24 protein-coding genes and 1 pseudogene are annotated in these 24,668 nt (G+C 63.2%); 6 read left to right on the top strand and 19 right to left on the bottom strand.

What is annotated here, in order from left to right; all coding sequences use genetic code 11:
• Nucleotides 1–2 precede the first annotated feature (2 nt).
• Both AC3FLX_RS06375 and AC3FLX_RS06370 read right to left on the bottom strand, forming a co-directional pair.
• A complete protein-coding gene (locus AC3FLX_RS06375) occupies nt 3–968 on the bottom strand; it encodes a Bug family tripartite tricarboxylate transporter substrate binding protein (RefSeq protein WP_488694892.1) in 966 nt (321 codons plus the stop codon).
• A 210-nt stretch (nt 969–1,178) separates the two neighbouring features.
• Complete coding sequence (locus tag AC3FLX_RS06370; protein ID WP_488694891.1) at nt 1,179–1,982, bottom strand: transporter substrate-binding domain-containing protein; 804 nt, start codon at nt 1,980–1,982, stop codon at nt 1,179–1,181.
• A 170-nt stretch (nt 1,983–2,152) separates the two neighbouring features.
• Between AC3FLX_RS06370 and AC3FLX_RS06365 the strand changes: the two genes are divergently transcribed.
• Entirely contained in the window at nt 2,153–2,716 is a 564-nt protein-coding gene (locus tag AC3FLX_RS06365; protein WP_488694890.1) for a J domain-containing protein, read from the top strand.
• A 10-nt stretch (nt 2,717–2,726) separates the two neighbouring features.
• Here AC3FLX_RS06365 and AC3FLX_RS06360 read toward each other — a convergent pair.
• From AC3FLX_RS06360 to AC3FLX_RS06315, 10 genes and pseudogenes are all read right to left on the bottom strand, one after another.
• Nucleotides 2,727–3,824: pseudogene (locus tag AC3FLX_RS06360) on the bottom strand (porin).
• A gap of 100 nt (nt 3,825–3,924) precedes the next feature.
• Nucleotides 3,925–5,301 (bottom strand): MFS transporter, encoded by a 1,377-nt coding sequence (locus tag AC3FLX_RS06355; protein ID WP_488694889.1) that lies wholly within the window; start codon nt 5,299–5,301, stop codon nt 3,925–3,927.
• A 533-nt stretch (nt 5,302–5,834) separates the two neighbouring features.
• Nucleotides 5,835–6,860: a 4-hydroxy-2-oxovalerate aldolase gene (dmpG, locus tag AC3FLX_RS06350; RefSeq protein WP_488694888.1), complete on the bottom strand. Its 1,026-nt coding sequence runs from the start codon at nt 6,858–6,860 to the stop codon at nt 5,835–5,837.
• Complete coding sequence (locus AC3FLX_RS06345) at nt 6,857–7,816, bottom strand: acetaldehyde dehydrogenase (acetylating) (RefSeq protein WP_488694886.1); 960 nt, start codon at nt 7,814–7,816, stop codon at nt 6,857–6,859. Before AC3FLX_RS06345 ends, dmpG begins: the two co-directional genes overlap by 4 nt.
• Nucleotides 7,813–8,607 carry a 2-keto-4-pentenoate hydratase gene (locus AC3FLX_RS06340; RefSeq protein WP_488694884.1) on the bottom strand — a complete coding sequence of 265 codons (795 nt, stop codon included), beginning with the start codon at nt 8,605–8,607 and terminating at the stop codon, nt 7,813–7,815. Before AC3FLX_RS06340 ends, AC3FLX_RS06345 begins: the two co-directional genes overlap by 4 nt.
• Nucleotides 8,604–9,401: a 2-keto-4-pentenoate hydratase gene (gene mhpD, locus AC3FLX_RS06335; RefSeq protein WP_488694882.1), complete on the bottom strand. Its 798-nt coding sequence runs from the start codon at nt 9,399–9,401 to the stop codon at nt 8,604–8,606. Before mhpD ends, AC3FLX_RS06340 begins: the two co-directional genes overlap by 4 nt.
• Entirely contained in the window at nt 9,398–9,613 is a 216-nt protein-coding gene (locus tag AC3FLX_RS06330) for a tautomerase family protein (protein ID WP_488694881.1), read from the bottom strand. The genes mhpD and AC3FLX_RS06330 overlap by 4 nt, the downstream gene beginning before the upstream one ends.
• Nucleotides 9,614–9,637: 24 nt before the next feature.
• Complete coding sequence (locus AC3FLX_RS06325; protein WP_488694879.1) at nt 9,638–10,372, bottom strand: transporter substrate-binding domain-containing protein; 735 nt, start codon at nt 10,370–10,372, stop codon at nt 9,638–9,640.
• A gap of 19 nt (nt 10,373–10,391) precedes the next feature.
• A complete protein-coding gene (locus AC3FLX_RS06320) occupies nt 10,392–11,372 on the bottom strand; it encodes a Bug family tripartite tricarboxylate transporter substrate binding protein (protein ID WP_488694877.1) in 981 nt (326 codons plus the stop codon).
• Nucleotides 11,373–11,406: 34 nt separating this feature from the next.
• Nucleotides 11,407–12,297 carry an amidohydrolase family protein gene (locus tag AC3FLX_RS06315; protein ID WP_488694875.1) on the bottom strand — a complete coding sequence of 297 codons (891 nt, stop codon included), beginning with the start codon at nt 12,295–12,297 and terminating at the stop codon, nt 11,407–11,409.
• Between the two features lie 153 nt (nt 12,298–12,450).
• On the opposite strand from AC3FLX_RS06315, the gene AC3FLX_RS06310 reads away from it, so the two are divergent.
• Nucleotides 12,451–13,350 carry a LysR family transcriptional regulator gene (locus AC3FLX_RS06310; RefSeq protein WP_488694873.1) on the top strand — a complete coding sequence of 300 codons (900 nt, stop codon included), beginning with the start codon at nt 12,451–12,453 and terminating at the stop codon, nt 13,348–13,350.
• Between the two features lie 180 nt (nt 13,351–13,530).
• On the top strand, nt 13,531–14,082 hold the full coding sequence (locus AC3FLX_RS06305; RefSeq protein ID WP_488694871.1) for a hemerythrin domain-containing protein: 552 nt from the start codon (nt 13,531–13,533) through the stop codon (nt 14,080–14,082).
• A 39-nt stretch (nt 14,083–14,121) separates the two neighbouring features.
• Here AC3FLX_RS06305 and AC3FLX_RS06300 read toward each other — a convergent pair whose 3' ends face one another.
• Nucleotides 14,122–15,501, bottom strand: a complete 1,380-nt coding sequence (locus AC3FLX_RS06300; protein WP_488694869.1) for an MATE family efflux transporter — start codon at nt 15,499–15,501, stop codon at nt 14,122–14,124.
• A gap of 181 nt (nt 15,502–15,682) precedes the next feature.
• On the opposite strand from AC3FLX_RS06300, the gene AC3FLX_RS06295 reads away from it, so the two are divergent.
• Nucleotides 15,683–16,564 carry a LysR family transcriptional regulator gene (locus AC3FLX_RS06295; protein ID WP_488694868.1) on the top strand — a complete coding sequence of 294 codons (882 nt, stop codon included), beginning with the start codon at nt 15,683–15,685 and terminating at the stop codon, nt 16,562–16,564.
• A 28-nt stretch (nt 16,565–16,592) separates the two neighbouring features.
• Here the strand turns inward: AC3FLX_RS06295 and AC3FLX_RS06290 are convergent, their stop codons facing one another.
• From AC3FLX_RS06290 to AC3FLX_RS06270, 5 genes are all read right to left on the bottom strand, one after another.
• On the bottom strand, nt 16,593–17,606 hold the full coding sequence (locus tag AC3FLX_RS06290; protein ID WP_488694866.1) for a Bug family tripartite tricarboxylate transporter substrate binding protein: 1,014 nt from the start codon (nt 17,604–17,606) through the stop codon (nt 16,593–16,595).
• A 32-nt stretch (nt 17,607–17,638) separates the two neighbouring features.
• Nucleotides 17,639–18,343 carry a 3-oxoacid CoA-transferase subunit B gene (locus AC3FLX_RS06285; RefSeq protein WP_488694864.1) on the bottom strand — a complete coding sequence of 235 codons (705 nt, stop codon included), beginning with the start codon at nt 18,341–18,343 and terminating at the stop codon, nt 17,639–17,641.
• A complete protein-coding gene (locus tag AC3FLX_RS06280; RefSeq protein ID WP_488694862.1) occupies nt 18,333–19,016 on the bottom strand; it encodes a 3-oxoacid CoA-transferase subunit A in 684 nt (227 codons plus the stop codon). The genes AC3FLX_RS06285 and AC3FLX_RS06280 overlap by 11 nt, the downstream gene beginning before the upstream one ends.
• Nucleotides 19,017–19,039: 23 nt before the next feature.
• Entirely contained in the window at nt 19,040–20,026 is a 987-nt protein-coding gene (locus AC3FLX_RS06275) for a Bug family tripartite tricarboxylate transporter substrate binding protein (protein ID WP_488694860.1), read from the bottom strand.
• Nucleotides 20,027–20,275: 249 nt separating this feature from the next.
• Nucleotides 20,276–21,313 carry a LysR family transcriptional regulator gene (locus AC3FLX_RS06270; protein WP_488694858.1) on the bottom strand — a complete coding sequence of 346 codons (1,038 nt, stop codon included), beginning with the start codon at nt 21,311–21,313 and terminating at the stop codon, nt 20,276–20,278.
• A gap of 388 nt (nt 21,314–21,701) precedes the next feature.
• Here AC3FLX_RS06270 and AC3FLX_RS06265 point away from each other — a divergent pair, with 388 nt between their 5' ends.
• Complete coding sequence (locus AC3FLX_RS06265) at nt 21,702–22,079, top strand: response regulator transcription factor (RefSeq protein WP_488694856.1); 378 nt, start codon at nt 21,702–21,704, stop codon at nt 22,077–22,079.
• Between the two features lie 11 nt (nt 22,080–22,090).
• Here AC3FLX_RS06265 and AC3FLX_RS06260 read toward each other — a convergent pair whose 3' ends face one another.
• Nucleotides 22,091–22,789: a response regulator transcription factor gene (locus tag AC3FLX_RS06260; RefSeq protein WP_488694855.1), complete on the bottom strand. Its 699-nt coding sequence runs from the start codon at nt 22,787–22,789 to the stop codon at nt 22,091–22,093.
• 257 nt (nt 22,790–23,046) lie between these two features.
• Between AC3FLX_RS06260 and AC3FLX_RS06255 the strand changes: the two genes are divergently transcribed.
• On the top strand, nt 23,047–24,666 hold the full coding sequence (locus AC3FLX_RS06255) for an ATP-binding protein (RefSeq protein ID WP_488694853.1): 1,620 nt from the start codon (nt 23,047–23,049) through the stop codon (nt 24,664–24,666).
• The last annotated feature ends 2 nt before the right edge of the window (nt 24,667–24,668 follow it).

The raw sequence follows: 24,668 nt of genomic DNA, 5'->3' as shown, positions 1-24,668 counted from the left end.
TGTTACTCCGCCGTGATGCCCGCGGCCTTGATGATCGGCCCCCAACGCCCCTGCTCGGACTTGATCAGCGCGCGATACGCATCGGGTGTGCTGGCCTGTGCGATGCCGCCCTGTTCGGCGAATTTCTCCACCACCTCGGGGGTACGCAATGCGCCGGTGACGGCGTCGACGATCTTGCGGGCCACGTCATCGGGCAAGCCACGCGGCGCGACGATGCCGTATGCGCCTGCGGCCAGAACCTTCGGCAAGCCGGCTTCGGCGGCCGTCGGCACGTCAGGCAGCGCCGCAAGCCGCTTGGTATCGGTCACCATCAGACCACGCAATTTGCCGGACTTGATCAGGTGCGCCACGGCCGGTACCTCGGCAATGAACATGTCCACCTGTCCGCCCATCAGATCCTGCACGGCGGGCGCGCCGCCTTTGTATGGCACGTGGCGCAGACGAATGCCGCCCTCGCGCTGGAACAATGCGCCAACCACATGGGTGCTGCTGCCCACGCCCGCGGACGCGACAGTGAACTTGTCCGGTTCGCGCTTGGCCGCGGCCAGCAGATCGGCGACCGATTTGAATGGAGAAGCGGCGTTGACAACGACCAGGTTCGGCGTGGAGACCATCGTGCTCAGGTAGGTAACGTCCTTGAGCGGGTCGAATGGCATCTTCGGCGAGATGAACGGTGCGTAGACCATTGCGCCTGTACCGGCCATGCCGAGCGTATAGCCGTCGGCGGTGGCGCGTGCGACCACCGAGATGCCTACAAGCCCACCCGCGCCGGGTCGGTTTTCCACCACGATCGTCTGTCCGATTCGTGTGCCCATCGACTTGGCAAGCGTTCGAGCCATCACATCGGCGGGTCCGCCGGCCGCGAACGGTACAACCAGAACGATCGGGCGGTCAGGATAGGCCGCTTGCGCAGTGCTGACCGTAAAAAGGGCAACCACCCACAGCGCGTACTTCATCAGGCGCAACATCGTGTCTCCTCTTTTGTGAACTTCTCTAATATTGTGGACATAGTATTTTATATCGTTGCTGTTGTCCACCATATAGTTGTACGAGGGCGGCATGGCCGGTCAGGCCAGGAAAGAGACATCAAGGATGGAGTCGGAGCGATTACGCGCTGGCGTAACGCCTACAGCGAATGCGAGGCTTCGCCGGCCCTCGTTGCGGGGCCGGCGATCCGCTTACTTGCCCAGCCACTTCTCCCGAACCGCGCCCAGTTCGCCATTGGCCTGGGTGAGGTGCAGCCATTGGTCGACGTAGCGCTTGAACACTTCGTCGCCGCTGGGCAGCAGGTAGGCCATTTCCGCATACTGCAGCGGCTTGTCGGGATTTACCGCGCACAGCTCGGGCTTTGCCTTGCTTTGGACGATGGCCTCGGCGGCTTCCGTTACGAACACATCGGCGCGACCCGCGATGATTTCATCGAAGATTCCGAGATTGTCCTTATGGATGGTCAGCCGGGCATGGGACAGTCGCGTTCTGGCAAACGTTTCGTTACTGCCGCCAGGATTGGCAATCACACGTACGCCGGGCTGGTCGATGGCCTCGATGGTCTGGAACCTGGCCACGTTTTCGCAGCGCGTGATTGGTGTTTTGCCGTTGACCATGTATGGCGTACTGAAATACGCGAGCTGCTGCCGCGCCAGCGTGACCGAGATACCGCCGGCCGCGATATCGCATTTACCGGCGCCAAAATCCGCCATTAGCGTGGCCCAGGTGGTCTTCACCATCTTGACGTCGACATTCAGCGACCTTGCCAACGATGCCATGAGATCGACGTCAATCCCCTCGAACACGTCGGGACTCTTCATGAAGCTGAAAGGCTTGTAGTCGCCCGGCGTGCACACCCGGAGTTCACGCGCTTCCAGGACATGTTTCATGGTTGCCGATGCGGGCGGCTTGGGATAGCTGGCAGGCGGCTCCGGTGACAACGCAAAGGCGTGGCATGCCACCAACATACCGGCAACCGCGAGCTTCGATTTCATGGAGCGTCTCCCTTTCTGATCGGATAAGTAACGGGGGCGGCATTCGGGCCGCGCATCGCAGGATACAACCAGATACGCTAAACCGCGTCACCCTCGCTTCCGCGTCCATAAGGGACATATCGCCGTGCTAGCATGAACGCCTCCATTTCCATGCGCCGCCCTACCCACCCATGACCACGCTCTACGCGACGCTCGGCGTACAGTCCGATGCCACCCTGGACGAGATCAAGCTCGCTTATCGCCGCGCGGCCATGAAGTGGCATCCGGACCGCAACCCCGGTCGTGAAACCGAGGCCCATGCGGCCTTCCAGCAGATTCGCGATGCCTATTCGATCCTGTCCGACGCCGACCAGCGCCAGGTCTACGACGACGTTTTCGAAAGCGAAATGCGCCGCCGGGAAGCCGAGCACGCGGCCGAGGAAGCGCTGGAGCGCCAGGCACAGGAGGAGGCCCGGCGCGTCGCGCAGGAGCACTACGAGAAAATGGTCGCCATCGCCATGCGCTTTGCCGACGATGGACATGGCCGCGACGTCCTATTCGGCGTGCTGCTGGGCAGGGACTGCGAAGCAGACCTCGCCGGACGAATTGCCGACAGCGTCTGGGCGCTGCATGAGTCGCGCAAATCGTCCAGCAAGGCCGAGGCCAGCGCGCCCGCCGATGCAGGCGCACCGCGCACCGAAGCGCCCGTCAGCGCGTTCGAGACCTTCTGGCACGGCCTGTTCGGATTCCGCTAGCCAACGCCAATCAGAAGATGTGCTTGATGCCGACCATCGAGCCGAACTGATTGCCGCCCGCGGTTGGATTGGCACCCGACGACGCACTATCGACGGACAGATTGAGCGTGCCACCGTTATCGATATAGCCCGCCGTCACATAGACCGACGTCCGCTTCGAAAACGCATAGCTGGCGCGCACGGCACCGAGCCACGCCTTGTTGTCGCTGTGGCGATAGTCGAGGTAGTAGGCCTGACCTGAGATCGTCCAGGCTGGCGTGATGTCGTAAGCCACACCGGCATAGAACAGGTTGCTGCGCGGCGCGACGAGCGCTTCGTTGCGGCGAGCCACCCAGCCGGCACCAACCTTCGCATGACCGACGATTGCGTACCCGCCCGTCGACATCCGGTCGTCCTTCAGCGAACTGGAGGTCAGGCCCGCGAATGCACCGGGGCCACCGCGCAATGAGTCGTAGGCGACATGGACACCCCACCAGTTCGTCTCGTAGGCAAGGAGTGCCGACCATTCCCGACACGCGCTCTTGTCGGCGGGATTCTCTCCGGCGCAGTTCGTCCCCGACGGGCTGGGACCGGCATTGACCGAGTCCCGGCCAAAGCTGTATGTCGCGCCAATCGTGAAGCCCCCGAACTTGCCCTTGTATGCGATGGAATTGTCGGCGCGCGCGTTGGGAAAGTAGTTGTCGATGGAGCCGGAGCCGTACGCGTTCGGGCCAAGGATGTCCGAATCGAGCATCGCCCAGAACAGCATGGTGTACTGGCGGCCAAGGCTGACCTAGCCCCAATCGCTGCTCAGGCCCACCCACGCCTGACGCCCGAACAGGCGGCCACCCTGGTTGGTCACGCCGGAGTCGGGAGCGAAACCCGATTCCAGGACAAAGTTCGCTTTCATGCCGCCACCAAGGTCCTCGGTACCGCGCAGACCCCAGCGCGACGGCACGGTGCCTGCAAGGTTGGCCATCTTCACGACCGAATTGCTGGCAGGACCAACGTGGTTCAAGTACTCGATGCCCGTGTCGATGACGCCGTAAAGCGTGACCGACGACGACTGCGCCGATGCGATGGCGGGCACGGCCAGCGCAAGGCCTCCGATGATTTTTCGAACCTTCACGTATTCTCCTCCGGTTATTTCTATGGCTCGGATTTCTTATGGTTGAATCGCCCGCCCTCTCCCCCGCCGGGTCCGCGTCGAGTTCGGGCGAGACGGGACATCAGTGGCCGATGGCCTCTTGCGCGTTGAGCGGTGACGTTGCGGAATTGGGGTGTGCGGCCTGCTTGATGCTGAGTGCCAGGCAGGAAATCAGACCCGCCGCGGCAACGATCGCAAAGATGCCGCCGAAGCTGACCTGAAGCCGCGTAAGCTCCGCGACCAAAAACGAACCGGCAATGCCGCCGAACCGGCCGATGCCCAGCATCCAGGCCACTCCGGTTCCGCGACCTTGGGTCGGGTAGAAGGCGGCAGCCAGGGCAGGCATCGACGATTGCGCGGTATTCATGAGCACGCCCGCAACGAACACGACGAGAACGAGCAAACCCACGTTGCCTACCGCTTGTCCGATGCAGTAGACGGACACCGCCGTCAGCGCATAGCAAATGGCAATCACGCGGTTCGCGTTGAACTTGTCCATCAGCACGCCGCACAGGACTGCGCCGATACCACCGAGCGGAAAGAGTGCGGAGATGAGCGTTGCCGATTTCGGCGTCAGGCCGGCTTCCTTCAGCAGCAACGGCATCCAGTTGATCGACGCATAGAAAATAACCAGGCCCATGAAGTACGCAAGCCAGAGCATCACGGAGCCGACGAGGAAGCGCCGGGAAAGCACCAGGCGCAGGCCGTTGTGCTCGGCGGCACCGGCCTTCTCGCTCGCAACGAATTCCGCGGCTTCGATCGGATGGCCGGTGATGCGTGCCAGCACGCGCCGCACCTTCTCCGCCGGCTGCTTCCTGGCCACCATGTATCGGACCGATTCCGGCAGAACCAGCACCAGCAGCACCAGCAGCGCCAGCGGCGCAACGCCGCCAAGCTGCAGCACGCTGCGCCAGCCGAAGTTGGGGATCATCCACGCTGCCAGGAATCCGCCAAACGCAGCGCCGAGTGGAAAGCCGCAGAACATCAGATTGACGATCGCGGCCCGACGATTGTCCGGACAGAACTCGCTCATCAACGTGACGGCATTCGGCATGGCGGCGCCGAGTCCAAGGCCGGTGATGAAGCGTAGTGCCGTCAACTGGCCAATGGTCCCTGCATAAGAAGACGCAAGACACGCCGCGCCGAATACGGCCACCGACATGATGAGCATGAGCCGGCGACCCACGCGATCCGAGAGCGGACCCGCCACGAGCGCACCCGCTGCGAGCCCGAAGAGCGCGGCGCTAAGAACCGGCGCGAGTGCTGGGCGGCTGATCCCCCATTCGGCGACCAGCGATGGGGCGATAAATCCGATAGCAGCGGTATCAAAGCCATCGAGCAGCACGATAACGAAGCAGATGGCAAAGACTAACCATTGGAAGCCGGAAAACCGGTGGCCGTTGATGACGTCCTGCACGTCGACGGGGGCGCTCGTCCGTGGACTTTGGGATGGTTGCACGATGTGTCTCCGTATAACAAAAAGGAATCCAGCTCAACTTCGCAAGCGAATACGTGGTTCGCTTATCGAACAGCAGTTCTTTATATGAACGTCGCAATCGTAGTTATTGGCATCGGTCCTTAAGAATTCGGGATAACCCGGCCTGCGTTGGCCGATGCAGACGGCTTTTTTGAGCGGTATGGCTAGTGAATGGCGGCAGAAAATTGCCGCGATATTGTGCAGCTTGATGGCTATCCGTTCACTTCGATGGCGAACGAAAACTTTCTGCCTCTGTATCGGCCAACGATAAGAAAATTTCATGTATGCGCTGCAAAAACTCATTGGATTTCGCAGCACCGAGCGACTAAGCTCGCCATCCGCAAAGGATGTACACAGGAACGGCGGGCGCCGTGGAGTGGAGGGGGGGGAGAACCGAGGAAACTGCCACGAGGTTTGCCGGCCGGCGAGGCCGAAAACCTGGAGGCGTGCGGAGATGGCGGGCGCCCCTCCCATTTACGGGAGAGGCAACCGTATCAGGCACTTCGCTACGGGTATCAGGCGGCCTTGCGCCGGTCCAGCATATCGAGCGCCACGTCAACGATCATGTCTTCCTGACCGCCCACCATCTTGCGGGCGCCAAGCTCGACGAGTATGTCGACGGTACTGAGTCCGTACTTGCGTGCCGCCGCTTCCGCATGGCGCAGAAAGCTCGAATACACGCCCGCATAGCCAAGCGCGAGTGTCTCGCGGTCCACGCGCACCGGGCGGTCCTGCAGCGGGCGCACGATGTCGTCCGCGGCGTTCATCAACTTGAGCAGGTCAGTACCGTGCTTCCAGCCCAGGCGCGTGATCGCGGCGATAAACACCTCCAGCGGCGCATTGCCCGCGCCCGCCCCCATGCCGGCCAGACTCGCGTCAACGCGGTCGCAGCCCTCCTCCACCGCGACGATTGAGTTCGCCACACCCAGGCTCAGGTTGTGGTGCGCATGCATGCCGGTTTCGGTTTCTGGCAGCAGCACTTCCTTGAAGGCGCGAAAGCGATCGCGCACGTCCTGCATACCCAGCGCCCCGCCCGAATCCACCACGTACACGCAGGTCGCACCGTACGACTCCATCAGCTTGGCCTGCCGGGCAAGTTGCGTGGGCGTCGTCATATGGCTCATCATCAGGAAGCCGACCGTATCCATGCCGAGCTGGCGCGCGTACTCGATATGCTGACGCGACACGTCCGCCTCGGTGCAATGCGTGGCCACGCGCACCACCCGCGCCCCCGCATCGTAGGCATTGCGCAGGTCATGCACCGTTCCGATGCCCGGCAGCAGCAGCGTGGCAATGCGCGCATTCGTGACCGATTCAGCGACTGCCGCGATCCACTCGACGTCCGTATGCGCCCCAAAACCGTAGTTGAAGCTCGATCCTTCAAGGCCGTCGCCGTGCGCCACCTCGATGCTGTCGACACCCGCCTCGTCAAGCGCCTTTGCAATCGCCTTGACCTGCGGGATGCTGTACTGATGACGAATCGCATGACTGCCGTCGCGCAGCGTCACGTCTGAGATATACAGTTTCTTGTCGGGCATCATGCGTTCTCCCTTGCGCCGCGTGCAATGCCAGCCGCCATGCGGCGACGGGCCATCATGTCGCCGCAGGCGAGCGCCGCCGACGTCATGATGTCGAGATTTCCGGCATAGGCCGGCAGATAGTGGGCGGCGCCCTCGACCTCCAGGAACACCGACGTCTTGAGGCCATGACGCAGCCCCACGCCCGGCACATTCAGCGGCGCCTCGGGCGGAATCACATCGAACTGCACGCGCTGCTTGAGGCGATAGCCCGGCACATAGGCCTGCACGGCGGCGACCATCTCGGCAATGCTGGCCTCGACCTTGCCCTGGTCCGCCATCTCGGACAACACGAAAACCGTGTCGCGCATGATCAACGGCGGCTCGGCGGGATTGAGCACGATGATTGCCTTGCCACGTCGCGCGCCGCCAAGTTTTTCGATCGCCGCGCGCGTGGTCTCGGTGAACTCGTCGATATTGGCGCGCGTGCCCGGGCCGGCCGATTTACTCGAAATCGATGCGACGATCTCGGCGTAGTGGACCGGCGCCACGCGCGACACCGCGGCAACGATGGGGATCGTCGCTTGTCCGCCGCACGTCACCATGTTCATGTTGGCCGCGTTCTCGGCTTCGAGATTGATCGCCGGAATCACATAGGGGCCGATGGCGGCCGGCGTGAGGTCGATCACCTGAATGCCATGCTTGCGCAGCACCTCATCGTGATGGCGATGCGCGCCGGCAGAGGTGGCGTCGAACACCACGTCGATATCGTCGAACCCCTGCATGCGCATCAGCCCGTCGATACCCTCGGCCGTAACCGGCACGCCCAGCCGGCTGGCACGGGCCAGACCGTCCGACGCCGGATCGACGCCGACCATCGCGCCCATTTCCAGATGCTGGCCATGACGCATGATCTTGAACATCAGGTCCGTGCCGATATTGCCCGATCCCAGGATCGCGGCCTTGCTCTTGCGAGTCATTGTTGCCTCTCCTTGCCACCTACGTGGAAGCCCGCGTGACCGAGCCGCTCCATATCCACCGAGACGTACTGCCCCGGCTTGATCCATTCGGCCTGCGTGGCACCACCGGCCATGACCACCGAACCCGCTTCCAGCGGCTCGCCGGCCGCGCCCGACAGGCGCGCGGCGGCAACCAGCGCGCGCAGCGGATGGCCAAGAATCGCCGCGGTGGAACCCACCTGCACCGCGCGTCCGTCGATCGACAGCATCAGGCCCAGGTTGGTGAAATCACAATGCGGGTCATGCCAGGCACCGACCACGAAGCCGCTCGACGATGCGTTGTCGGCGATCACTTCGGGCAACGTGAACTTGAAATTCTGGAAACGCGAATCGATGATCTCAAGCGCTGGCGCCACTGCCTCCACGGCCGCAAGGGCCTCGGCCGCGGTGACCTCGCCCGACAGCGGACGCTTGAGCAGGAAGGCGATCTCCGGCTCGACGCGCGGATGGACGAAGCGGCCGAAGTCGACGGTACCGCCCTCCTCCACCTGCATGGCGTGGGTCAGGCGCCCCCAGATCACGTCGGACAAACCCATCTGGACCATCTTGGCCCGGCTGGTGAAGCCCATCTTGACGCCTACGCGGCGCTCGCCGCGTTCCACGCGCAGGCCGATCGAAGCAGCCTGAATCGCATAGGCATCGGCCACGGACAGCGTGTTGTCGATATCGAACTGCGGCACGGCCGTGGCACGCACGGCTGCGCCGTCGAGCATGACGGCACGCTCGTAAATGGAATGCGAGGTCTGCGTCATTGCGCGCGCTCCGTCTCGAGTACGGCCTTCACACTGCCAAGGCCATTGATATGGGCATCGAATACGTCGCCGGGTTGTACCGGCACCATCGGCCCCAACGCGCCCGACAGCACCAGGTCTCCGGCGCGCAGCGGGGTGCCAAGCTGGGCCATCGTGCGCGCCAGCCAGACCACGGCATTGAGCGGATGTCCCAGGCACGCCGCGCCGGCGCCCGTGGAAACCGGCTCGCCACGGCGCATCGTCACCATGCCGCACAGCCGTGGATCGAATTCACGCAGCGTGCGCGGCGTCGCGCCGAGCACGTAGGCCGCCGACGACGCGTTGTCCGCGACCGTATCGACAAACTTGATGTTCCAGTTCGCAATGCGGCTGCCGACGATCTCCAGCGCGGGCAGCGCATATTCCACCGCCCGCAGCACATCGGCAAAGCCGGGGCGTGCCATATCGAGATCACGGCCGAGCACGAATGCCACCTCGGCTTCGATCTTGGGTTGCTGCAACGCCGACACCGGCACCGGCTCTCCGTCGCCATAGCCCATGTCGTCGAACAACGTCCCGAAATCGGGCTGATCGACACCGAGCTGCGCCTGCACGGCACGCGCGGTCAGGCCGATCTTGCGGCCCACGATGCGGTGACCCGCCGCCACGCGCTGATCCGTGTTGAGGCGCTGGATGGCATAGGCCGAAGCGGCATCCAGGCTCGCGTACTGCTCGCGCAGCGGTGCCAGCCACTCGCCGGTGCGCGCAGCCTCGCGCAATGCCAGCGCGGCCGCCTCTTGCTGTGCGGGCGTCATGCGTTCTCCCTGGCGGCGCGTGCCGCGTCGATTTCATCCTTGGTACGGTCGCCGACGGCCCATTGCGCGCCGGGAACCTGGTGCGCGATCACGCGGATGGATTCCAGCGGCGCACCGAGCGTGGTATGAACCGTGCGCGCAACTTCCTTGATGCATTGCTTGACGAGCGCTTCATCGCGCCCCTCGATCAGGGTGATCTGAATGAATGGCATGTTTTTCCTTCATGTCTGGGCTGCTCAGGCAGCCGGCGGAGCGACGGAAATATCCTGCTTTCCCGCCTTGCTTAGCTCGTCGGCCACAAAGCCGCTGCGCTTCATCTGCTCGACGAACACGTGCAGGTAGTCAGCGCCGGCATCGCGTCCGCGCGGCAGGCAAAGTGCCTGGTCGATCGCCAGGAAGTTGTCGGCCATCACGCGCAGATGCGGGCGCGTGGCCGCATAGCGCTCGATCACGCGGCGCACGCCGCCAGCGGCATCGAGCGGCGTGCTCTCGAACAGCGCGAATGCCTCGGCCGCGGTGGGCCGGCGCTCGATCGTCGCGTGCTTGAGCGTGCGGGTCAGATGCAGGTCATAGGCGGCACCCTTGCCGACAGCGACGGTACGACCCGGCGCATCGACGTCGGCGGACCGATGCAGCGGCGAGTCACCGTGCACCATGTAACAAGCCGCGATCTGGACGTAGGCCGGCGAAAACGCCAGCCGCTCCGCGCGCACCGGGTCCACCGCAAGGAATGCGACATCCCATGCGTCCTGGCCCAGCGCGTCGGTCACCTTGCCCGCCGCGTCATAGGCGACAAGCTCCACGGGCACGCCAAGGTGTTCACCCAGCGCGCGCGCCATCGCAATCGAGATGCCCGACGGCTCGCCGGTGGTGGCATCACGCAGCGCCAGCGCCGCATTGCCGTAGTTGATAGCCACGCGCACATGGCCGCGTGGGGCCAGATCACGCAGGACGGAAGCGTCGATCGTCACGAATTTCTCCCAGGTTAGGTCAATCGAGATGCACGCCGGCGGTCTTCACGACCTGCCCCCACTTGGCGCTCTCGCTCTTGATGAAAGTGGCAAGCGCCGCGGGATTGCCCCCGGCGGACTCCACCCCCGATGCGGCAAACTTCTGCTTGACTTCGGGCGTGGCGAGCGTCTTGTTCATTGCATCGTTGAGCGCGCCGATCACGGTTGGCGGCGTGCCGGCCGGCGCGACGATGGCAAACCAGGCGGTGGATTCGAAACCCTTCACGGTCTCGGCAATGGCGGGCACATCCTTGATCGCCGGCACGCGCGCGGGCGTGGCTACGCCGAGCGCACGCATGCGCTGGCTTTGCACGAATGGCAGTGTTGCCGGCGAGTTGTCGAACATCACCTGGACGTTTCCGCCCATCAGGTCGGTGGCAGCCGGTGAGCTGCCGCGATACGGCACATGCATGAGATCGATGCCGGTGCGGCTCTTGAGCAGTTCCATCGTCAGATGACTGGTCGTGCCATTGCCCTGCGAGCCGTAGGACAGCTTTCCACGGTGCGCCTTGGCGTAGGCGATCATTTCCGGCAGCGTCTTGAACGGCTGCGACGGATTGGCCACGAGCATGATGGGCACTGTGGCAATGAGGCCGATCGGGGCGAAATCCTTGGCGGGATCGTAGCCAAGACGATGATAGAGATACTGGTTGATTGCCAGCGGGCCGGCCGTGGTCAGCAGCAGCGTGTAGCCATCGGGCTTGGCACGCGCCACGATCTCCGCGCCGACGTTGCCGCCCGCGCCAACACGGTTGTCGACGATCACGGTCTGCTTGAGGACCTGCCCCATGCCGGCCGCCATCGAACGCGCCACGATATCGGTGGTGCCGCCCGCCGGGAACGGCACGACCACGGTAATCGGCTTGTCGAACGGCTGCGCTGACGCGGTGGTGGCAGCGATCGGCAGCAACGCGGCAGCCGCCCACAGCGCCCCGCCAAAACGGTGCATGCTGGTCTTCATCTGTTGTCTCCTGTCTGATTTTGGAAGTGTGGTGCTACCCGCCGAAGCCATAGAGCCGGGCCGGGTTATCCACCAGCATCTGTTTCTGGCGCGCCTCGTCCGGTACCCATAGCGGAATCAGGTCGACGAGATCGGCATCATTCGGCATGGCCCCGCGATAGATTGGATGGGGCCAGTTGCTGCCCCAGATCAGGCGTTCGGGAAATGCGTTGGCCACTGCGTGGATCATCGGCAGCATGTCCCGATGCGGGTATGGCTCCGAAGACGAGCGATACAGGCTCGCAAGCTTGACCCAGCAGCGACCGGTCTCCAGCAATTGCAGGAGCGAGCGGAAGCCGGGCGAGTCAACGCCCTCACTGCCGAGCACATGACCGAGGTGGTCGACGACGAACGGGTTTTGCAGCGCCAGCAGGCGCGGCGCCAGATCGCACAGCTCTTTCGATTCATGAAGATGCAGGACGAGGTGCCAGCCAAGCGGCAGCGTTTCCTGTGCAAGCGCTTCCATGTGTTCGAAACGTGCGCCGCCGCGAACCACCGTGGAAATTCGGCAGCCGCGCATGCCGCCGTCGTGCATCGCCTGCAACGCGGCCTGGCCCAGGCCCGGACGGATCACCGCCACGCCCCGGGCACGCTGCCCAAGACGCGCCAGCGCATCGAGCGTGACGCTGTTGTCGGTGCCGTGCGCGCCGCCGTGCACGATCACGCATCGGTCGATACCAAGCGCGTCAAGCAGCGCCACATATTGCTCGACCGTGCAGTCCTCCGGCGTATAGCTGCGCTCATCGGAAAACGGGAATTGCGCCTGCGGGCCAAAGATATGCGCATGGCAATCGATGGCCCCGTCCGGCATGCGAAAGCGCGGGCTGCGAAGGTTGCGGTCTGGACCCTGGCAGGCCGGCGGCGCACCGATGACGCTCGTGCTCATGACGTGTCTCCTGTCGGTAATCGTTGCGAGACATGCTTCTCGCTTGGACGTGATGATCCGCCCGCCGAGCCATACGGTCTAATACTATTTTTCATTCCAGCCATACCGAAGTAGTATGTCTGGCACGACCGCACAACACTCACGGAATTCCTCATGGATCTGAAGCAGATGCGCTATTTCCTGGCGGTGGCCGAGGAGCGCAACCTGAGCCGCGCGGCAGCGCGCCTGCATATGGCGCAGCCGCCGCTGACACGCCACATCCACGCATTGGAGAAGGAACTGGGCACGCCGCTATTCGTGCGCACGGCACGCGGCGTTGAACTGACGGAAGCCGGCGAAGCACTGCTGGAGGAGGTACCGAACGTGCTCGGCATGGCGCGGCGCGCCCGCGAGAAAGCCCAGCGCGCGGGCCAGGGGCTGATCGGCACCCTGGATGTCGGCATCTTCGGATCTGGCCTGCTCAATGTGATTCCGGTACTACTGGCCCGCTTTCACAAGGAGCGGCCCGAGGTACGGATCGGCTTGCACAACATGGGAAAGGCCGAACAGATCGATGCCCTGCGCGAGCAACGCATTACGGTCGGCTTCAACCGCCTGGTACCGAACGAGCCTGGTCTCATGGTGGAAACGGTGCTGCGCGAGCGCATGATCGTCGCGTTGCCCGAGCAGCACCGGCTCGGCAAGAAACGGGAACTGACACTACGCGACCTCGACAGCGAGCCGATGATCCTGTATCCGAACGCTCCGCTCCCCGGGCTGGCGCAGGAGGTCATGTCGGCGTTCCGCGCCGAAAACGTGCGCCTCACGATCGAACAGGAAGTGGAAGACGTCGTGACCGCCATCGCACTGGTGGCCGGCGGCTTCGGGCTCTGCGTCACGACGGAATCGGCGTCGAACCTGCGACTGCCGGGCGTCGTGTACAAACCGCTGTCCTCGCGGATTCTCAAGGACATCGAGCTGAGTTGCCTGTATCGCAGCGACGATCGCTCGCCGATATTGCACGCCTTTCTCGAAGTGGCGCGCCAGGGCGCCGAAATGCCCTTGCGGCGGTGACGATGAAAGCGGAGCAACAGCCATCTACGACGTCGGCGCCATCGGAGATTTCCGAATTCCAACTTAGAACGTTGAGCTAGATCAGAGAAAAACGTGGGCCGAAGAATAGTGTTCGCACACGGGGCTTTGATTTGAGGAAGCCTCGAAGGCAACCAAATCAAACCGACGGAGACGCCCATCATGGCCAGCCCAGTTGCCACGTGGCATGAAGACCATATCCATTTCGCCCGGCTGCTTGATCTTCTGGAGAATCAAGTTGTCCAGTTCAACCGGGGAGAGCGCCCCGACTACAGCCTGATGGAGTCGATTCTCTATTACCTGCGGCATTTTGGTGATCGCGTTCACCATCCTCGAGAGGACGTTGCATACGCAAGACTCGTCGAGCGAGATCCGGACATGGAGATCGTGGTCAGCCGTTTGCAGCAGGAGCATCGCGTGATCGCCACGGTCGGCGAGACATTGCTGGACCGACTTAACGAGGCGGAGCGAGACATGATCAGTTCTCGCGCGGCGCTTGAAGCGGCCGCGGCCATGTACCTCGTCTACTATCGGAATCACCTTTCCACCGAGGAGCGATACGTCATGCCGCGCGCCACCCAGTTGCTGACGCCCGGGGATTGGCAAGCCGTCGAAGCGGCGGTTCCCGAAAGCGCGGACCCGCTATTCGGGGCGGCGACCGAACAACGTTTCATGATGCTGCGCAATCTCATAGAGAGTGAGGCTTGTCACTAGGCATGGATGGCACGGCGTCGGCCGGCCAGGCACCCATCGTCATGGCTGCGGCAACCGCTTCAGATCGGCCATGAATCGCCGCCAAAGCAGCGCGCTGGTGGCGCCGAAAGCGACGCACAGGCCCAGCCAGACGCCCTCGCCTTGCCAGCCGAGCCAGTAACCGAAAAAGACAATCGCCGGGATACCAATCAGCCAGTAGCCGACCAAGGTATTGGTCAATCCCGAATGCGTGTTTCCAAGGCCACGCAAGAGGCCCATACAGATATTCTGCGAAGCCGCGAAGAGTTGATTGGCAACCGCGAACCAGAGCAGCGTGGTCGCGGCGGAGACAATGACCGGGTCCGCGTTGGAACCGAGAAACGGCCACAGCACAATACGCGGCAAGAGCAGGTAAGCCACCCCTATCGCCGCCATCGGCACCAGGCAGATGATCATGGCGCCTCGTGCAATGGCGCCGATCTCACCATGCTTTTGCTGCCCGATCGCCCCGCTGACCATGATCGAAGACCCGTGAGAAAGGCCAACGTTGAGTTGATAAACAATCTTGACAAGCTGATTCACGACATTGGATGCGGCCAGCACAACGGGGCCGAAATGACCGATCAATACGGACGCCATCGAAGTCATCGACGCTTCAAGCCCGTAGGTCAGTGAAATCGGCGTCCCCATCCTGGCAATCTGGAGCACGCTTGACCGTTGCCCCCTCCAGAGCGTTGGCGACAGAAATGCGTTCAGTTCCTCCTCGCGTCGAACCGCACGAAGGTAGACAAGAAAGGTCCACATCTGAACAAGCGTCGTGGAGAGGCCGATTCCCATCAGGCCAAGCCTGGGCGCGCCAAGCCATCCGTAGATGAAGATGGCGTTCAACAGCGCGTTGACGGCAACGGAAACCACGGTGACCCAGAAAAGCGAGCCGGGGCGGCGCATGCCAACGGCGAACTGGCGCAAGACGTTGAGCCAGACCATCGGCAAGAGTCCCGGTGCAAGCGCAATCATGATCGGCCGGGCCATTGCGGCGACTTCGGAATCCTGGCCGAGAAACACCAGGCAGTAGCTCAGTCCGACAAGCAAGCCGCCGGAGACGAAAGCGACGGCCGTGGAAAGAAGGAACGCAGAGTGAATGAGATCGCGTATTTCTTCCTGGGCGGCGGCATCGATCACCGCAATTTCCATGCGCCGTTCGCTCCTGCCAATGGCCGCTGCAATCAGATTGCCGAGTCCCGTCACCATACCGACGCACATCGTGCGGAACTGGTTGTATAGCAGCATCGCAAGACCGCCTGCCGCCAGCGCTTCCGTGCCGAGCCGCCCCATCATCATGAGGTCTGTACTCGTCAAGGCGATCTGCGCGAACTGAATACCGGTAATCGGCGCGGAAAGCAGGATCATGTCGCGGTAGCGGCGAGGGAGACGGATCATGACGATGCCAGGTTGAACAAAACTACTGCTGCAAGCGTTGCTACGTTGCCCGGAGGCACCGGCATGGGCTCAAGCCATCCCGGAATAACAAGGCTTTATGCAACGCTTTCCAGGCATCGATCGTGCTATATTTTTCTCCCTTCCTCAAACGAGGAATTTGAGACGTGGCTGAGAAAAATTCATGCAGAAAAACCATCGCGTTTCTCTCAACGCCGTGCGGGTGTTTGTGGTGGTGGCCCGCACCGGGAGCCTGACGGCGGCCGGGGCTGAACTCAACGTGACGTCCAGCGCGGTGAGCCATCAGTTGAAAAAACTCGAAGACGAGCTAGGGGTGAGCTTTTTCCGCCGGGGAAACAACACCGTTTCCCTTACCGAAGCAGGCCAGCGGTTCTATCGGGAAGTTGCGCCGGCCATCGGACTCATCGAGCACGCGGCCCAGGCGCTTTATCGCGACGAGACGGAAATCACCGTCCAGGCGTCGACGTCGCTTGCGGTGCGTTGGCTGATTCCGTCGCTGGACCGTTTTCGCGCCCTCTGTCCAGAGGCCCGCGTTCGGGTGGAAACCGGCTCGGCGCGGGATCTGCCCGCCGTTCCGATCGCCGATGTCAGCATTCGTTATTTCCGGGCAGGAGAAGCGGCAGCCGAAGGATGGGGCCTTCTTGCCCGAGACATGAGCCGCCCTGTCGTTTCACCGCGCCTGCTGGCGAAAGGCGCAAACACCCGCAAAGTCGACATCAGCGGTGTGCCGGCCCTTAAGCGCGCCGCCGGCAACCGCGACTGGAAGCTCTGGTGCGAGACGTTCGACATCCGGCTGGCGAACCTTTCGTTCGCGCATGAGTTCGACACGGACGATGCGGCCCTTCAGGCATGCGTTGCCGGGCTTGGCATGGTGCTCGCGCCACCGATATTGACGACCAGGGAAATACAGGCCGGCGCGCTGGTCGTCCTGCCCGGATATGGAGACGTCGAGGTCGGCGAATATCGCTACCAGCGACGGTCGGAAACGAGAGTGGCCCGGCTGTTCTGCGACTGGATGGATACTGAGATGCGCAACCTCGCATGAGGGTGGTTCCACATCTCCCCGGCTCGTTCTATTCCAGCTTGACCCCGGCCTCCCGCACCACCTTGTTCCAGCGCGTCAGTTCCGATTCGATGTGCGCGCCCAGTGCAGCCGGCGTCGATCCCACCGGCTCGTATCCATTCGCTGCGAGATTGGCGCGCAATTCGGGCTGGGCCAGCACGGCGGCAATATCGCCGCTGATTCTGTCGACGACGGCATGCGGCGTGCCGGCCGGCGCCAGGATGGCGTACCAGCCGTTGATGTCGAAGCCGGGCACGCCCGATTCGGCCAGCGTCGGCACGTCGGGCGCCATTGCCGCGCGCTTGGCGCTGGTCACCGCCAGCGCCGTCATGCGGCCGGAGCGGATCTGCGGCATCGACGTCGAGATACTGTCGAACGTGAGCTGGATATCGCCAGCCAGCATCGCGTTGACCACCTGCGCACTACCCTTGTAAGGCACGTGCGTCATCTTGACGCCAGCCATCGAATCGAACAGTTCGCCGGCCAGGTGTCCCGTGTTGCCGTTGCCCGCCGAACCAAACGTGATCGTGCCCGGCGATGCCTTGGCGGCGGCAATCAGTTCGGTCACGTTGCGCGCCTTCAGTGACGGACTTCCCGCCAGAATCAGCGGCAGATTGGCCACCAGCGAAACCGGCGCGAAGTCCTTGCGCGTGTCGTATGGCAGCTTCGGATACAGACTCGGATTGATCGCGTGCGCCGCCAGCACCATGATCAGCGTATGGCCATCGGGCTTGCTGCGCGCCAGCGTCTGGGAGGCGATGGTGCCACCGGCGCCCGGACGATAGTCGAGCACGATGGGTTGGCCCAGCCGTTCCTGCAGCTTCGCCCCCAGCGGCCGGGCCAGCAGATCGGCGCTGCCTCCGGGCGGATATGGAATCAGCAACTGGATCGGACGGGACGGCCACGCATCGGCCGCGTTTGCCACGAGCGGCAAGGTAGCCGCCGTCGCCAGCGTCACGCCAGCCAGCAGCACGCGCAACGCCGTCCGGGCGGCCTCGATCTTTCGATTCGTCGTTGTTGTCATCGATATCCCCTTGACCTTGATGCTGTCGTAACTCAGCCGACCGGCCGCAATACGCGGCAATCATCCGCCAGTGTCAACGGCGCCGCCGACAGCGCCTGTACCGCTTCGAACGACACGCCATCGGCAAGACCGGTCACCTGGAGCCGGTTGCCGGGCAGCACGTCGATCACCGCCAGGTCCGTGTAGATGCGATCCACCACGCCAAGCCCCGTCAGTGGGTAGCTGCACCGTTCGACGATCTTGGGTTGGCCATCGCGCGTCACGTGTTCCATCATCACGAACAGCTTCGCCGCCCCGACGACGAGGTCCATCGCACCGCCCACGGCGGGAATCGCGTCGGGCTCGCCGGTGGACCAGTTGGCCAGATCGCCGCCCGCCGATACCTGAAAGCCGCCGAGCACCGTGATATCGATATGGCCGCCGCGCATCATCGTGAACGACACCGCGTGGTCGGAAATCGATGCGCCCGGTATCAGGCCGATCGACTCCTTGCTGGCGTTGATCAGGTCCGGGTCCGTCTGGCCACTGCGAATCACCGCCCCCATGCCGAGGATGCCGTTCTCGCTATGCAGCACGATCTCGCGGTCGCTGGGCAGCTGATCGGATACCAGCGTGGGCATGCCGATGCCGAGGTTGACGATACTGCCGTCCGGAATGTCATGGGCAACGATGCGTGCCATTTGTGCGCGGCTCAGGCGCGGCAATGCGCCGGTCTGGCGCGATACGTCATGCGGCATGCTGTTCTCCCGATCGGGCCAGCACCACGGCCTGGACAAAGATGCCGGGCGTCATCACGTGCTGCGGCGGCATCTCGCCCAGCGGCACGACCTCATCGACCTGCACGATGGTATGGCGCGCCGCCGTGCACATCACCGGCCCGAAATTGCGGCCGGCGTAGCGATAGGTCAGATTGCCCCAGCGATCCGCGCGATGCGCCTTCACCAGCGCGAAATCCCCATGCAGCGGTTGTTCCAGTACGCAGCCCGTGCCGTCGATGACGCGGCTTTCCTTGCCTTCGGCCAGCGCGGTGCCGTAAGCCGTTGGCGTGAAGAACGGTCCAAGCCCCGCGCCGGCGGCGCGCATGCGTTCCACGAGCGTGCCCTGCGGCACGCACTCCAGCGCGACCTTGCCCGCGCGATAGGCTTCGATAAACGCTTCGGCGTTATTCGAGCGCGGGTGCGAGCAAATCACCTTGCGCACCCGGCCGGCCCGAATCAGCGCGGCAATGCCGGTATCGCCATTGCCGGCATTGTTGTTGACGATGGTGAGGTCGCGCGCGCCATGCGCCAGCAATGCATCGAGCAACGCGCCCGGAATGCCTGACCCGCCAAAGCCGCTCACCAGCACCGTGGCGCCATCGCCAATGCCGGCCACCGCCGCCTCAAGGGACGGAACGATCTTGTCGATCATGGAACCTCCTTGCCGCAGGCACGTTATTGCTGAGGAATGCCGGTGTCCTTGACCACGCGCACCCAACGCTGGCGCTCCTGATCGATGAACTGGCCAAAGTGCTCGGGCGTGTCGCCGCCGGCCTGGCCGCCAAGTTCGGCCAGTCTCGACTTGATCTGGGGTTCGGCCAGCGCCGTGGCGGCGGCCTTGTGCAATTGCGCGATGATGGCCGGCGGCGTGCCCGCGCGTGCCACCAGGCCAAACCACGCGGTGACCTGGAAGTCGTCAAAGCCGGCTTCCTTCATGGTCGGCACGTCGGGCAGCTCCGATACGCGCGTGGCGCTGGTAACGGCCAGTGCGCGCAGCTTGCCCGCCTGAATCTGCGGCAAGGAGCTGGGCAGGTTGTCCACCATCATCGTCACCTGCCCCGCCACCAGATCGGCGACGGCCGGGGCCGCGCCCTTGTACGGCACGTGGATGATGTCGATACCGGCGCGCTTCTTGAACAGTTCACCCGACAGATGCACCGACTGGCCCGTGCCCGACGATCCGAACGACAACTGGCCCGGGTGCGACTTGGCCATCGCCACCAGTTCCGCCACGTTGTGCGCGGGCACCTTGGCATTGACCACAAGTACGTTGGGCACCGACACCACCATCGTGATCGGCGTGAAGTCCTGCGGCTTGTACGGCAACTGGCGATACAGCGCGTAGTTGATCGCGTTGGGGCCGATATTGCCCATCATCAGCGTGTAGCCGTCGGCCGGCGCCTGGATCAGCGCCTGCGATCCGATGATGCCGGCACCGCCTGCGCGGTTGTCCACCACCACCGGCTGCCCCAGTATCTCGCTCATGCGCTTGCCCACCAGCCGTGCGGCGATATCGGTGGTGCCGCCCGCCGCGGCGGGCACGATCAACCGGATCGGACGTTCCGGCCAGGCGGCCTGCGCGCTGCCCGCCATGCCGAAGGTGAATGCAGTGGCCGCAATCCATGCGGCAGCCAGACGGGCGCCGCCCATCGCTTTGGTCATTCCTGTCTCCTTGGCCGGCATTTATCCACATGGCTGCGGTAACGCCGTGCTGATCTTGTTCTATCGAGATGCGTAGGCGGAGCCACACGCATCGCGCCTTACGATAGGCCGCGGGCGGAGACAATGGAATTCATGATTCACAAAACTAGGCTTCGGGTTCGTGAAAGGCTGGGGAAATGCTGCCTGCGTCAGCGCATTTGCAATGACAGGGCCGGGGATGGGGCTAGTGCCGCTTCAGCGGCGCGGGTCTCATGCTGCCAGCTTCTCGATGGGAGCCTGGACCTCGTCGGCGGCGTACTCCATCGGATCGCGGAACTCGCGGGCGCGCACCTGCTCGGTCATGAAGTCGACAAAGACCCGGATGCGTGCGGGAAGATGCTGCCGGCACAGGTAGCAGATGTAGTGGCCCCGCCCGGTCGGCGCGAGTCGCGGCAACGCAGGGACGAGTGCGCCGCACGCCAGGTCGTCGGCAACCAGATGCATCGGGAGCTGGGCAATGCCGCGCCCGTCCAGTACCGCCCTGCGCACGAGGTCCGCATCGTTGAACGACAACCTGGCAGCGGCGACATACTTCTGTGTGCGCCCATCGACGTTGAACTCCCACTCGCAAGGCCGGCCGCTGAACGATCTCAGGCTGATGCACGCATGCTGCGCGATATCCTGCAATGCAGCGGGCAGCTCATGCCGCGCTGCATAGGCCGGCGACGCGCAGAGCACCATCTTCATCGGCATCAGTTGCCTGGCGATGATGCTGGAATCCTCGATATGGCCATCACGAAACGCGACATCGATCTGCGCGGCCACGAATTCTGGCGGCCGATCCTCCAGCAGCAATTCGACGGCAATATCGGGGTGGATCTCCGAGAATTTATGTACCAGCGGCGCGACGACGCTGCGTCCGAAACCCACCGTCGAGCAGACCCGCAGCGCGCCACGCGGCGGACCATGACGCAGGTCCAGCATGTCGTTCATGGCGCCTACGATGTGCGTCACGCCAAGATTGCAGTTCTCGAAGAACCGCTCGCCCTCGCGCGTCAGGTTCGTCGTTCTGGTCGTCCGCAGAAACAGGCGGGTACCAAGATGTTCTTCCAGCTTCTGAATACTGCGGGAAACTGCCGAGCGTCCGATTCCCAGACGCTCGGCGGCCCGGGCAAAACTGCCCTCCGTCGCGACGGTCATGAACGCAATGATGCCGGCGTAGCTGGCCGCGAAACAGCTCGCCAGGGCATCCGCCCGGTTGGGAACACCAGCGCGCCAGGCGTGCCGCGAAATATCTGCATGTTCCATGAAATGACTCCCACTATCCGCAGGTTCCGCACCGATACGCCATCACGTTGGCGCGGCACCTTCATGCCGAGGAAATACGGTCGGTTGCCGTTGCGGAATGCGCTGACGCCGGCCGTACAACAAGCGTAGTCGCCCAGCGCCGCAGCACCATTCTTCACGCGGGTAGCATCATCCTCTCCATTCGCATTGGGTCTTAATACAGAGGTATGACCGGGACAGCCCTGGCCACCGCACCGCGGCGTGGCGCGCGGCCTTAATACGTATGTATTATTCTCGGCGGCCGCAATGGACATTACGCTGATATCGAAACGCACGCCGGATGCACGCCGCGCTGCCGCGCGGTGTACGGCTTAACGTACCGTTTTTCGCGGCGCAGGAGGCTATCCGCTTGTCTTCCGCACAGATCGTTTCGATTGTCGACGATGACGACGCCTTCCGGGCCGCGACGGCGAGCCTTGTACGTTCGCTTGGCAGGCCAACGCGCGAGTACGCATCGGCGGAGGAATTCCTGCAGTCGGGCCGGCTCGGAGACACGGCATTCCTGATCTCCGATGTCATGATGCCGGGCCTGTCCGGTGTGGAAATGCTGGACCGCATCCTGGCGCTCGGCACCGCGCCACCGACGGTTTTCGTCACGTCCTTTCCAACCGCCGAACTGGAAGCCAGGGCACATGCAAACGGTGCGCTGGCCGTGCTTGCCAAGCCCGTGGACCCCGAGGCCATCGAGCACTGGCTCGGTGTGGCGCTCGACGGTGCGCCACCCTAGCCGCGCCTGTCTTAGGCGCCGCCGTCTCGCATCGGTTTGGAAGTACTCGCCGGTTCGGGCGCCACGTTCAGCATTTCGGCGTTTCGGACCAGCTCCGCTACCGATCTTGCGCCGATCTTCTTCATGACCTGGCCACGGTGGATCTTTACCGTGACCTCGCTGAGGTTCAATTCGTAGGCAATCTGCTTGTTCATCAGGCCTGCCACGACAAAACGCATTACCTCCTTTTCGCGCGGCGTCAGTGACTCATACGCGGCGCGGAGTGCCGCGCTCGATTGCTCGGCGGCAATCCTTTCGTCGTCGCGGGCCAACGCGCTGGTGACCGCATCGAGCATGTCCTGGTCGCGGAACGGCTTGGCAAAGAAGTCGACGGCACCCGCTTTCATCGCCTTCACGGACATGGCGATATCCCCGTGTCCGGTCATGAACACGATTGGCATGCGCACGCCAATCCGTGACATCTGCTCCTGGAAGGTGAGTCCGCTCTCGCCGCGCAGCCTGACGTCAAGAATCAGGCAGCTCGGCGCATCGTGCTTGGGGAAGGCCAGGAATTCCTGCGTCGATTCGAAGGTCTCCACGCGCACCCCAATCGACCGCAACAATCCGTCAAGCGCCAGGCGGACCGACTCGTCGTCGTCCACCACATATGCCACGCCTGCCTTGCGATCGTGCTGGCCCTTTGCAGGGCTCGAATGCGACGAATAATCCATCTCGCCTCCTTGCCGACGCGGCTGCATGCGCGACAATCGCGCCCCCGCCGACGGTACCGTTCCCCATTCTAGGCAATTTAAAGCCACATTCGGACGGCGTGGCGTAACCGATGCATTGCACCGTGGCTAATGGCGTAACCAGCGCCGGCATTCACTCGTCATTCGCCCGTCATTCGCAATTCAAAGAACTGAGACTACATTGAATGGGGAACGCAGCCGGCCGCCATACGGGTGCCTGGAAATCGCCGTGAATCAATATGACGATCATGAAAGAGGAAATCGAGGTACCCCTGGAAATTCTGAAAAAATGGCAGGAAATAGTAAATCTGCTCGCCGAGATCATGGATGTACCTTCGGCATTGATAATGCGGGCGAAGCCGCCGAACATCGAGGTCTTCGTGGCGAGCGAGTCGGCGGGAAACCCCTACGAAGTAGCGGAAACCGCGCTTCTGAACACGGGCCTGTATTGCGATACGGTGATGGAGTCACGTCGGCCACTCCGCGTGGCCGACGCCTTGCGCGAGGAAGCCTGGAAATCGAACCCGGATATCGCGCTCGGCATGATTTCCTATATGGGAGTTCCGATAGTCTGGCCCGACGGCCGGATATTCGGGACCATTTGCGTGCTAGATCGCAAACAGAACGCTTATAGCGAACCATTCCTCAGATTTCTGCGTCTTTGCCGCGACGTTTTGCAGACCGACCTGCAGATGCTGGCGACATTGAACCGGGAACTCGAAAGTCGAGACCTGAAGATAAGACGCCTGGTGGATTCCAACATCATTGGCATATTCATCTGGGAAATCGAGACACAAACCATCCTCGAAGCCAACGATGCGTTCCTGCACATCGTCGGTTACGACCGTGAGGACTTGAGCGCACGCCGCCTGCGCTGGCCCGAACTGACGCCGCCGGAATGGCGCGAGTACGACCTGCGTGTGCGCTTGCCCGAACTCAAGCGAGTGGGCCATCTGCAGCCGTTTGAAAAGGAGTACTTCAGGAAGGATGGCAGCCGCGTACCCGTGCTGATGGGCGTCGCCAAGTATGAGGATGAAGGCAATCACGCCGTGGCGTTCATGCTGAACCAGAGCGCACGCAAGCATGCCGAGGCCGAGGCGCGCGAGAGCGACCGCCGCCTCCGGGAAATTCAGGAAGCGCTGACCCATGCCAATCGCGTCACGACAATGGGGCAACTGACTGCCTCGATCAGCCACCAGCTGAAGCAGCCGATTGGTGCGTGCGCCACCCATGCGGACGCGGGCCTGCGCTGGTTGCAAGCCAAGCAGCCAGACCTGGACGAAGCGCGCCAGGCGTTTCAGCGGATCGGTAACGATGCGCGGCTCGCGATCAAGACCATGACGCACATCCGCGACCTGTTCAGGCACGCCAGGATAGAGGACGCGCCGCTCCAGATAAACGATGCCATTGAGGAAATCGTCTTCCTGACGCATGGCGAGGCCATCAAGCAGGGCGTTGCGGTCCGCACCGATCTCGATGCGGATCTGCCACTCATCCGCGGCGACCGCGTGCAGCTTCAGCAGGTCGTCCTGAACCTCATCGTCAATGCGATGGAAGCCATGAGCACAATGCCGGCTGGCGCCAGGGAAGTGAATATCCGGACCCGCGCCGATGACGCCAGGGCCATCACCGTCACCGTGCAGGACACCGGACCGGGCGTGGCGCCGGAAACCACTGGCCGGCTGTTCGACCCGTTCTTCACCACCAAACCCAACGGCATGGGCATGGGTCTGTCGATCTGCCAGTCCATCGTGCACGCCCACGGCGGCACCTTGCGCCTGTGCGCGAGCGATGCCGGAGGATCTGTCTTCCAGTTCACCGTGCCGGCCAGCACCGCTTCGGACATGAACGCGTGCTGACC

The organism is Cupriavidus sp. 291-E7, from assembly GCF_057798835.1.
Note: the sequence above shows the minus strand (reverse complement) of the source record. Positions and strands in the feature narration are given on the sequence as shown.